A 10,606-nucleotide genomic window follows, 5' to 3' on the forward strand; every position below is an offset into this window, starting at 1 on the left:
CTTAATCCTCCCAACGTTTTAAACAAAGTACAGCATTATGACCACCAAAGCCGAAAGAATTTGTTAATGCATAATCAAATTTATGTTTTTGGCTTTTATTTGTGACAATATTAATTTCGATGGCCTCATCAAGTTGATCAATATTGATAGTTGGTGGAATAAATTGGTGCTGTAATGCATTCAATGTTGCAATTGCTTCAATCCCGCCAGTAGCACCTAACGCATGACCAGTCATACTTTTCGTGCTACTGACACGAACATTTTTAGACGCTTCTCCTAATGCTGTTTGGATCGCTTTAGTCTCTGCAACATCATTTGAAGGTGTACTAGTTCCATGAGCATTGATATAACCAACTTTGGCAGAATCAATAGCTGCTTCTTCAATTGCTAATTTCATCGCCTTAGCCGCACCGCTTCCATCTGGTCTCGGTGAAGTCATATGATACGCATCACAGTTTGACCCATATCCAACGATTTCACCTAAAATTTTAGCTCCTCTTTTTTGAGCATGTTCCAAAGATTCTAGAACTAAAATCCCAGCTCCCTCACCCATTACAAATCCACTGCGGTCTTTGTCAAAAGGAATCGATCCTCTATTTGGATTTTCCTCGGAAGTAACAGCTGTTAATGAAGCAAAACCTGCAATCCCGATTTCTGTAATTGAGGCCTCAGTTCCTCCCGCTAGTATCACATCTGAATATCCATGTTTGATATTTCTAAAAGCTTCACCAATCGAATTATTCGCCGTAGCACAAGCAGTGACTGTTGCCGTACAAGTTCCTCTTGCTCCAACACGTAAAGCAATATTACCTGCCGCCATATTGCCAATTGCCATTGGTATAAATAAAGGCGCTACCCTTTTAGGACCTTTTTCACGCATTCGAGTCACTTGATCTTGAATCGTTTGAAGTCCTCCGATACCAGAACCTACCATAACACCAAAACGGTCAACATCTATTTCTTCGATATCTAGTTTACTCATTTCCATCGCTTCTAAAGACGCATAGATACCAAATAAGGAAAATAAATCCATCCGTTTAGCATCTTTTTTTGCAAAGTACTTATCAAAAGGAAAATCTTTTACTTCTGCTGCTAACGTAATACCTGTTTCGCTAGCATCAAATTTAGTAATAGGACCAATCCCGTTTTCTCCTCTTTGTAAACTTTCTAAAAAGGCTTCTGCATCATTTCCGATTGGAGATGCTACACCATAACCTGTAATAACTACGCGATTCATTCAACCGCTCCTTTCAAGCTTGTTCATTAGCCATGCATGACTAAACCACCATCTACATTCAAGACTTGTCCTGTGATATAAGGACTTTTCGCTAAAAAGATAGCCGTATTGGCTACATCTTCCACTTGCCCAAATGATTGCAATGGAATTTGCTGACTCATTTGTTCTTTGACTTTATCAGATAAAACCTCAGTCATTTCAGTTTCGATAAAACCTGGTGCGATAGCATTGCAAGTAATTCCTCGTGCAGCAACTTCTCTCGCAACAGACTTAGTTAAGCCAATCACTCCAGCCTTACTTGCCGCATAGTTAGCTTGACCGATATTCCCCATCAAACCGACAACACTGGACATGTTAATGATACTTCCACTGCGCTGTTTCATCATCTTTTTAATTGCATGTTGTGTCATGTTGAATGTCCCAGTTAGATTGATTTGAATGCAACTAGTAAAATCTTCTTCTGACATTCTCAATAATAACTTATCATTCGTGATTCCTGCATTATTAATTAAAATATCGATTGAACCTAAACCATCAATTGCGGCTTGGATCATTTCCCCTGCTGATTCAAAACTGCCGATATCTCCAGAAATACCGATACATTTAACACCAAAAGATTCTACTTCTGCTATTAATTCAGTACTTATTTCTCCGCGCCCATTAAGCACAACATTAGCTCCTTCTTTCGCAAAAGCTAAAGCAACAGCTTTACCAATTCCTCGTGTGCTTCCTGTAACAAACACGTTTTTTCCTTTAAGTTCCATTCGTTACCTCCCGTTTAAAAGAGCTTCAGTTTCAGATAGTGTTTTTTCATCTTCAACACGAGCTGTTTTCATTTCTTTATCGATCTTCTTAATAAAACCAGTCAATGTTTTACCTGGTCCAACTTCTATAATTACATCAACATTCATTTTTTTGATTGTTTCGATACTATCAGCAAAACGAACAGCAGACATTACTTGTTTTTCTAATAATTCTTTTATTTCTGTTTGCTCCATTACTTGTGCTGTAGTATTACTGATCACAGGAATCGTCATTTCTGCAAAATTTATTTTCTCTAGTTCAGTCGCTAGTTTTTCAGAAGCTGGCTTTAATAATGCGGTATGAAAAGGACCACTTACTTTTAAAGGAATCATCCGCTTCACACCTGCTTCTGTTAACAATTCCACCGCTTTATCAACTGCAGGCGTTTCTCCGCCAATCACGATTTGCTGAGGTGTATTATAATTTGCAGGAGAAACGATACCACTCCCACTTGCCTCTTGGCAACATTTTTCAATCAATGAACGTTCAGCATTCATCACTGCAACCATTTTACCAGTACCAGTTGGTGCAGCTTCAGCCATGAACTTGCCTCTTTTAGCAACTAATTGAACGGCTTCTTTAAACGAAATCGCACCACTAGCCACTAGCGCACTATACTCTCCTAAACTTAGCCCAGCCACAATATCTGGCTGATAGCCCTTAGATTGTAAAAGACGATAAAAAGCAATACTGACGGTCAATATGGCTGGCTGCGTATACATCGTTTCATTTAGTTGGTCATTTTCAGTAAAACAAAGTTCTGCCATATCGTACCCTAGAACATCACTCGCTTCTTGAAATGTTTCTTGAACAATACTCTCTTGCTCAAACAATTCCTTGCCCATGCCAATATACTGAGCACCTTGCCCACTAAATACAAAAGCTGTTTTCATTACTTTACTCCTTACGTTAAAAGCTAAATGAGCTGTTTAGTCTCGACGGAAAAATAGGAACACATGAATGAGGTGCTCTTCACCTCATTCAGGTTTTATATTTTTTCTGAGAGACTAGCTCATGAAGCTAGATAGTTTTAAAAGCGCAGCAAGCTCGTTCAGCCTTGACAGAAAAATAGGAAAACATGATTGAGGTGTGTTTTACCTCATTCAAGTTTTATCTTTTTTCCGAAAGGCTAGCCTGCGAAGCTAGATATATTTAAAATTCATCATCAAAAGACACTCTATTACAACCAGCGACTACATTCAGCTGCCATAACTTTTTTTGTCTCACTAATATATGATTCAATAATTTCTTTTGCTGTTTCTTCTTTTTTTACAAGTCCTGCAATTTGTCCAGCCATGATTGATCCATGATCCACATCACCTTCTACAACAGCCTTACGCAAAGCACCTTGCCCTAATTCATCAAATTGCACAAGATTTGGCTCATTCTTTTTCAGTTCGATTTTTTCTAATCGATCATATTCATTGGTCAACTTATTTTTGATTGCCCGTACCGGATGTCCAAAATGTTGACACGTAACTGTTGTATCTACGTCTCTTGCTTTGATGATTCTAGCTTTATAATTTTCATGCACCGTACATTCTTTTGCGACTAAAAAACGTGTGCCGACTTGAACAGCATCTGCTCCTAACATCAATACAGCTGCCATTCCACGACCATCGCCAATACCGCCTGCAGCAATTACTGGAATTGTCAGTGCGTCTACAACTTGCGGTACAATACTCATTGTTGTTAATTTGCCAATATGTCCCCCAGCTTCCATTCCTTCAACAATGACTGCATCTGCTCCTATTTTTTCCATTCGGGCACCTAATGCAACTGAAGGAATCACTGGAATTACTTTAATATTATGTTCTTTAAAACGAGCCATATATTTGCTAGGATTACCCGCGCCTGTTGTAACTACTGGTACGTTTTCTTCACAAACTAAATCCACGATGTCCTGCGCAAATGGTGAAAGCAACATAATATTGACTCCAAACGGTTTATCTGTGATTTCTTTGATTTTTTTGATTTCAGCTTGAACGACTTCTTTAGGCGCATTACCGCTTGCGATGATTCCAAGCCCACCAGCTTTGGAAACAGCTCCTGCCAAAGAAGCATCTGCAATCCAAGCCATGCCGCCTTGAAAAATTGGATATTCAATTCCGATCAGTTCACATATCTTTGATTGCATAAATTACATCCTTCAAACTATAGAATAATTAATCAAAAAAGGACTGGAACAAAACTCTGTAAGTTTAGTACCAGCCTTTCTAATTCCAACGAGCAGTGTTAAAAAGCCAGGCTCTTCAGCAATTGTTGAGAATCGCACAGAGCCTGGCTCATCCAACTTTTTATTTTACCTAATCGCTAAGATTATTATGCTTTTTGTTTTTCTACATATGTTACTAAATCTTGAACAGTTGTAATACCATCTTCAGATTCGATTTTTATATCAAAAGCATCTTCAATTTCATTGATGATTTGGAATAGGTCTAAGCTATCCGCATCTAATTCTTCTTGAATGTTTGTTGTTAATTTTACTTCCTCAGGTTCTTTACCTAATTCTTCTACAATAATTGCTTGAATTTTTTCGAATACCATGTGTATATTCCTCCAATAATTTTCTTTTTTTAGTTTATATAGTTACAGTTTTACAGCGTTAAGAGGATTGAACCCCACGTTAAACCGCCGCCGTAGCCTGTTAACACAATTTTTTGTTTGGAGCCTAATTGAAGCACTCCTTTTTCTACTGATTCATCCAGTAATAACGGGATGCTTGCAGCAGAGGTGTTACCGTTATGTTCCATATTTGTGAGAAATTTTTCTCTTGGAACTTTAAGTTTTTTCGATATTTTTTCGATGATACGTTTATTTGCTTGGTGTAGCAATAGATAGTCTACATCATCTTCTGCAATTTCCCGAATATTGTTCGTTACATCATTCAATGAAAAATCGTAGATATCTCTACCTGCCATTTGTAGATAAGCAGAGCTTTCAGAGGTTCCAGTATAAAAAGGACTCTTGTTTTCTAAATAACCAGAAGTTAATGATTTAGCTCTTTGTCCATCAGCTTGCAGTTTTTCGTTTAAAAAATGCTCTTCATCACTTGCTTCCAATAATACACCAGCTGCTCCATCACCAAATAATACAGCCGTACTACGGTCGTCCCAATCAAGGACTTTAGATAATGTTTCACCGCCGATGACCATACCAAATTTCTTTCCAGTACGAATCAATTTCTCACCCATACTTAATGCATAGACAAAACCAGTACAAGCTGCGCTGATATCAAAAGCAAGCGCCTGAGTAGCCGAGATACTACCTTGAACAAGGCATGCTACTGAAGGGGTGCCGTAATCTGGTGTCATAGTTGCCACGAGGATAAAATCCAAATCTTCAGCATTCTTCCCCGATTTTTTTAATAGCTTTTCAGCTACCTTAATACATAAGTCCGAAGTATTTTCGTTAGTAACAATATTTCTTGAACGTATACCTGTTCGACTAGAAATCCATTCATCAGAAGTATCCATCATTGTCGAAAGTTGATCATTGGATACTGCATTTTCAGGAACATAACGGCTCGTACAAGTTATTTTTGCATGTTGATTCATCTTGGTCCTCACTTTTATTTATATTCCTTTAAGAAATCATGAAGATTCTTCAATGCTTTTAATAAAGCTTGTTCTTCTGCTTTATCCATTCCGTTTAAAATTGTCTTGACCATTTCTCTATGGAAGTGCTGATGAACACGAAAAAGTAATTTTCCTTTTTTGGTTAGCCCTAACTTAACTACTCGGCGATCATCTTCACTTCGTATGCGTTCAACATAACCTTTTTTCACAAGATTATTGATTGCTACGGTCAATGTTCCAACAGTGATCGATAACTCTTTGGCAACTTCCGAAGAAGTCTTTTTCCTATACATTCCAATTGCTTCGATTGTGTGCATTTCAGTAATGGATAAGTCATTGAATTGTGATTTCTTCAATTCAGATTCTTCAATCGTCAAAATATCGTTAAAGACACTGACAAGATAATCATTGACTGTTTCTAAATTAGGTTCCATTTGTGTGCACCATCCATATACTTTGATTATCAAATCATTTGATGTTCAAACTATATCGTATATAAAAACAGATTGCAAGTAAAATATTTAGTTTTTAATTTTTCTTAATCAAAAAATGAGTCGGATTAATTAGTTTGCCTTGATAAAAAGGGAACTTTCAACTTGATATTTTCTTTTTATTTTTGAAAAATGTTTAACCATTTACACTGAATTTAGTATCATTTAATTTACTTTGAATGTCAAACTATTTCCCGTTTTCAATAAAAAAAAGAGTACGAGCAGGATTTTCTTAAAAATGTCACAACTCTCTTTCACTTAAGTATTGTGAACAAACAAGAATTCCCAACAGCCATACGAAAATATTTTTGAACCATCCAAGACAATCTTTCTTGAATTAAAAACTGCATAAATAAAAAAATCCTGTGGCGTACAAATTTGTACGCCACAGGATTTTTGATTATTTTTATTAATTTTGTTAAATACTTACTGAAATTTACTTGATTATTGAATTAAATCATAAATTTCCATCGCAACAATATCAATATTATCAAATTGATAGCTTTGTTGAGAATCAGTTTCCGTTAATTCAAATGTTTCAGTTGATTTATCATACGTTACGATGCATTTTTCTGCACCTTCGCGTTCAAAACGACGAACTTGAATTTCGTTGTCTGTTGCTTCAATCATCGCTTCAAGTCGCTTGATAATCGCCACAAGTTGTGAATGTTTCATAAATGGGCCTCCCTTTAAAAACTAGTTCTGTACCATTGTATCAAAACATTGTCTTTCTTGCATGATTTTTCGTCATTTTTTTTAATTTTTTTGCTGTTCTTTAATCTTTCGAAGTCGGTTGCTTTCCATCAGCCCACCATAGCTTGATAAGAGCTTGTGTTCCATCGTTTTCAAATCCTTTATTAGCAAGCTTTTCATAGAGTTCAGTTGCTAATTTAGTCGATGGTAACTCGAGATCCATTTTCTCAGCTTCATCTAAGGCAATCTTTAAATCTTTTATAAAATGCTTTACAAAAAAACCGGGTGAATAATTTTCTTTTAAGATTCTTGGACTATAGTTACTTAACGACCAATTAGCCGCGCTTCCTCCAGATAACGTTTCAATAACCTTATTCAAATCTAATCCGGCTTTATTAGCATAGACCATCATCTCAGTCATCCCTGTCATAGTTCCTGCGATCATGATTTGGTTAGCCATTTTGGTATGTTGTCCTTTTCCTGATGTACCATGTAACGTAAACGTTTTTCCGAAAGTTTTAAAAATCGGCAGTACTTGCTCATAAGCTACTTGATCTCCACCGACCATGATCGTTAATGTGCCATTTTTAGCCCCTAGATCACCTCCTGATACCGGAGCATCTAAAGCTACACCGCCTAATTCATTCGCCTTTATTGCTATTTTTTTAGCCAATGTCGGGGTACTCGTAGTTAAATCCACGATTATCTTATCTGTAATATCTTGTGAAAAAATACCATTCTCATCAAAATAGATTGCTTCAACATCTTTTGGAAATCCAACCATCGTAAAAATAATATCACTCGTTGCGGTAATAGCCGCAGGAGTATCTTGCCAAACAGCACCTTCACGTACTAATTCATCTGTTTTAATCTTTGTTCGATTATAGACATTCACTTTCAAGCCCTGTTTCATCATATTTCTGACGATTGCAGCTCCCATAACACCTGTTCCAATGAATCCAATTTGTGGCATAGTCATAATCCCCCTATTATTTTTAATGAAAAAACTTCTATTCTTAGTATAAACCAAGAATAGAAGTTTTAACATTTATTTTCTTAAAGATGTAAATTTGACTTTGATTCGTTCGATAGAAGCTGCAGTTTCTTTATCTAAAATAAGTTGATCATAATATTTAATCATATCCTCATAAAATTCAAGCATTACATTCCCAAAATGAGTTGCTGATATTTCATAAAGCTTTTCCTTTAAAATGGCTTCATTTGATTTGATTCCCGATTCGACATACTCAATAAACATAGGCGCAAAGTCCGCATCAGTTTTAAACGTCCGTCCCAAACTTTCATGATCGAACAAATTATTCAAATAAGCATTACCCTCAACTACGCAAGGAACGCCAGAAGCCATCGCTTCAGTATAGGTCAATCCTTGTGTCTCTGAAGTTGAAGCACTGACGAAGTAATCAGCTGCCTTATAATAAATAGCTACTTGATCATTCGGCACTTCTCCAATAAATTGAATTTTATCACTTATCCCTAACTCTTCACCAAAACAACGAAGTTTATCAATGTAAGGACCATCCCCAACAATAACAAAACGAGCACTTGGGAAACGTTCAAAAATAGTTGGTAAACCACTAACAATTGCTTGAATATTTTTTTCATATGAAATGCGGCTCAATGATAGTAACATGATATTGTCATCATTTAACCCTAACTCACTACGAAGAGCCTTTCTCATTTCGAGCGTAATGTCAGGTCTTTCGAATTTTTTAATATCGATACCTGTTGGAATGATTCTCATCGGTGACGTTACACCATATTCTTTTAATTTATCAATCACTCTTTCACTCGGACAAACCACACCCGTTGTATGATTTGCAAAGAAACGAGAAAAATACTTCACATGTGTTGGACGTACAACTTTTCCTTTGGCGATATAATGTAAGTAATCCTCATACATGGTGTGGTACGTGTGAATAACAGGAACTTTAAGCTTTTTACCCACCATTTTGCCTAATAATCCTGCACCAAATTCTGTATGAGTATGAATCAAATCTAAGTCTAACTCTTTAGCAATTAAATAAGCATACCACATACCGCGTACCACAATTCGTCGATCCTTGAATGACACAAAAGGAACACTAGGCATCCGAATAACATCTTCTTCAAACTCTTTTGCATTTGGATCTGTAGTCGTAAAAATATAGACTTGATGTCCTTTTTGTTCCAATTCTTCTTTAAGTGTCTTAATAGACGTTGCAACCCCACTAACTTGGGGAAAATATGTATCTGTAAAGAAACCAAATTTCACTTTGTTCCCCTCCATTAATTTTAATTTTCCTACTGTACCTGTTCATTTTGCTCTATAGATTCGTTACCCAGAACTTTTTCATAAACGTCTTTTAATTCATGTCCAATTCTTTCAATACTCTTTTCCTTGGCAACCTCATAACCTGCTTGACATGTATTTGGTATCTTATCCTCCACTAGAGCTTCTATTAAATTAGCAAATTCTTTATTTGTCTTCCCCATATAACAATTCACTTTATTCTCAAGCCAGCCTTTATATACTGGAATATCTCTCACCAAAACTTGCTGCTCACTGGCTAAAGCTTCTAATATGACAATTCCCTCTGTTTCCTCATAAGAAGGAAAGAAAAAGAGATTAGCAGCTGAATAAGCTCCTTCGATGATATCACCTTTAATATAGCCTGGAAATTCCACATTTTCCGGATGTTCTTCTTTAACAATTGTCCTAATTGCTCTTGGAATCGAGTACATAGGCGTATGGCCAAACCAGATAAAACGATATTCCGGAAATTTTCTAGCTAGTTCAACAAAATCAACAATTCCTTTTCTTTCAAAATACAAACCAACACAAATAATTACTTTTTGATTTTTTTGTATTTTAAAATACTCTCTAAATTTTTCTTCTTTTTCTTCAGAACGTTCAAATCGATTTAAATCGATTCCATTTGAAATTGAAGCAATCGGAACTGTTATACCATATCCCTCTAATAAGTTCTTTGAATAAGGTGTAGGTGTAATTAAATAATCTGCTTTAGAATATAAGCTAACTAAATATTTTTTAACTAGAGGAGATATCTGATTTGATCCAATAAATGAATTTCTAAAATCTTCTTCTGTTGAATGTGCATGATAAATAACTTTTTTCCCCAGTTTTCTTGCTTTATTTACCATACTATGGCTGTTAATTCCATAAGTATTAATATGTAAAATGTCATAATCTGTGCAATCAGCATCTAATGTATACTCTATCCCTACTTCAGAGAGCGCCCGCTTCTGATGGTCTAACGCTCGTCCTATTCCAGACTTCGCTAATATTTTTTCACCTTCAAAATATAATAAAACCTTCACGTTGCCCCTCCTAGCTTCTTTAAATTATTATAACATAGGTTAAAGAGTACTCGCTCAATCTAAAGTCTTAGTTCGATCACACTTACAAATATTATATCAAAAAATAGCCTAAGAAAGGCATTTTCACACAAAATAGACCCTTTACGTGACAAAACTGTTAGATAGAGATAATCAATTTTACCTATTACTATCATTATTTCATCTTTGGCTTATTCTATCAAATAATAAAATTTATTTTACTATAAAATAAAAAAAAACGAAAACTTATTAAGTCTTCGTTTTTAACTCCGGCAGTAGGACTCGAACCTACGACATCATGATTAACAGTCATGCGCTACTACCAACTGAGCTATGCCGGAATAACAACTAGCGTGGCGACGTCCTACTCTCACAAAGGGAAACCCTTCACTACAATCGGCGCTAAGAAGCTTAACTTCTGTGTTCGGCATGGGAACAGGTGTATC

Annotated in this window: 11 protein-coding genes, 1 tRNA gene and 1 rRNA gene; all 13 read right to left on the reverse strand. The window is 36.0% G+C overall.

The window, feature by feature from the left end:
- Position 1 precedes the first annotated feature (1 nt).
- Positions 2-1,237 carry a beta-ketoacyl-ACP synthase II gene (gene fabF, locus BCR21_RS05690; protein ID WP_069645508.1) on the reverse strand — a complete coding sequence of 412 codons (1,236 nt, stop codon included), beginning with the start codon at positions 1,235-1,237 and terminating at the stop codon, positions 2-4.
- Positions 1,238-1,263: 26 nt separating this feature from the next.
- Positions 1,264-2,001, reverse strand: a complete 738-nt coding sequence (gene fabG / locus BCR21_RS05695; protein WP_069645509.1) for a 3-oxoacyl-[acyl-carrier-protein] reductase — start codon at positions 1,999-2,001, stop codon at positions 1,264-1,266.
- 3 nt (positions 2,002-2,004) lie between these two features.
- On the reverse strand, positions 2,005-2,934 hold the full coding sequence (fabD, locus tag BCR21_RS05700; RefSeq protein ID WP_069645510.1) for an ACP S-malonyltransferase: 930 nt from the start codon (positions 2,932-2,934) through the stop codon (positions 2,005-2,007).
- 287 nt (positions 2,935-3,221) lie between these two features.
- Complete coding sequence (fabK, locus tag BCR21_RS05705) at positions 3,222-4,178, reverse strand: enoyl-[acyl-carrier-protein] reductase FabK (protein ID WP_069645511.1); 957 nt, start codon at positions 4,176-4,178, stop codon at positions 3,222-3,224.
- Between the two features lie 185 nt (positions 4,179-4,363).
- Complete coding sequence (locus tag BCR21_RS05710) at positions 4,364-4,588, reverse strand: acyl carrier protein (protein WP_010760445.1); 225 nt, start codon at positions 4,586-4,588, stop codon at positions 4,364-4,366.
- 50 nt (positions 4,589-4,638) lie between these two features.
- The gene (locus BCR21_RS05715; RefSeq protein ID WP_069645512.1) at positions 4,639-5,598 is read right to left on the reverse strand and encodes a beta-ketoacyl-ACP synthase III; all 960 of its coding nucleotides are present in this window, start codon (positions 5,596-5,598) and stop codon (positions 4,639-4,641) included.
- Between the two features lie 14 nt (positions 5,599-5,612).
- Positions 5,613-6,053: a fatty acid biosynthesis transcriptional regulator FabT gene (gene fabT / locus BCR21_RS05720; protein WP_069645513.1), complete on the reverse strand. Its 441-nt coding sequence runs from the start codon at positions 6,051-6,053 to the stop codon at positions 5,613-5,615.
- Between the two features lie 501 nt (positions 6,054-6,554).
- The gene (locus BCR21_RS05725; protein WP_069645514.1) at positions 6,555-6,785 is read right to left on the reverse strand and encodes a YkuJ family protein; all 231 of its coding nucleotides are present in this window, start codon (positions 6,783-6,785) and stop codon (positions 6,555-6,557) included.
- A 100-nt stretch (positions 6,786-6,885) separates the two neighbouring features.
- Positions 6,886-7,776 (reverse strand): NAD(P)-dependent oxidoreductase, encoded by an 891-nt coding sequence (locus tag BCR21_RS05730; protein ID WP_069645515.1) that lies wholly within the window; start codon positions 7,774-7,776, stop codon positions 6,886-6,888.
- 75 nt (positions 7,777-7,851) lie between these two features.
- A complete protein-coding gene (locus tag BCR21_RS05735) occupies positions 7,852-9,075 on the reverse strand; it encodes a glycosyltransferase family 4 protein (RefSeq protein WP_069645516.1) in 1,224 nt (407 codons plus the stop codon).
- Positions 9,076-9,104: 29 nt separating this feature from the next.
- A complete protein-coding gene (locus BCR21_RS05740; protein ID WP_069645517.1) occupies positions 9,105-10,142 on the reverse strand; it encodes an LTA glycolipid anchor biosynthesis glycosyltransferase, IagA/BgsA family in 1,038 nt (345 codons plus the stop codon).
- 285 nt (positions 10,143-10,427) lie between these two features.
- A tRNA-Asn gene (locus BCR21_RS05745) sits at positions 10,428-10,501 on the reverse strand.
- A 10-nt stretch (positions 10,502-10,511) separates the two neighbouring features.
- Positions 10,512-10,606: ribosomal RNA gene (gene rrf, locus BCR21_RS05750) — 5S ribosomal RNA — on the reverse strand; the annotation flags it as partial.

The organism is Enterococcus ureasiticus (assembly GCF_001730285.1).
Taxonomy (GTDB): Bacteria; Bacillota; Bacilli; order Lactobacillales; family Enterococcaceae; genus Enterococcus_L; species Enterococcus_L ureasiticus.

Excerpts from the sequence above, each read along its gene's own strand:
- fabT (WP_069645513.1), bottom strand. The coding sequence starts at position 6,053 with ATGGAACCTAATTTAGAAACAGTCAATGATTATCTTGTCAGTGTCTTT.
- BCR21_RS05730 (WP_069645515.1), bottom strand. The coding sequence starts at position 7,776 with ATGCCACAAATTGGATTCATTGGAACAGGTGTTATGGGAGCTGCAATC.
- BCR21_RS05715 (WP_069645512.1), bottom strand. The coding sequence starts at position 5,598 with ATGAATCAACATGCAAAAATAACTTGTACGAGCCGTTATGTTCCTGAA.
- BCR21_RS05725 (WP_069645514.1), bottom strand. The coding sequence starts at position 6,785 with ATGAAACATTCACAACTTGTGGCGATTATCAAGCGACTTGAAGCGATG.
- fabG (WP_069645509.1), bottom strand. The coding sequence starts at position 2,001 with ATGGAACTTAAAGGAAAAAACGTGTTTGTTACAGGAAGCACACGAGGA.
- fabK (WP_069645511.1), bottom strand. The coding sequence starts at position 4,178 with ATGCAATCAAAGATATGTGAACTGATCGGAATTGAATATCCAATTTTT.
- fabF (WP_069645508.1), bottom strand. The coding sequence starts at position 1,237 with ATGAATCGCGTAGTTATTACAGGTTATGGTGTAGCATCTCCAATCGGA.
- BCR21_RS05710 (WP_010760445.1), bottom strand. The coding sequence starts at position 4,588 with ATGGTATTCGAAAAAATTCAAGCAATTATTGTAGAAGAATTAGGTAAA.
- fabD (WP_069645510.1), bottom strand. The coding sequence starts at position 2,934 with ATGAAAACAGCTTTTGTATTTAGTGGGCAAGGTGCTCAGTATATTGGC.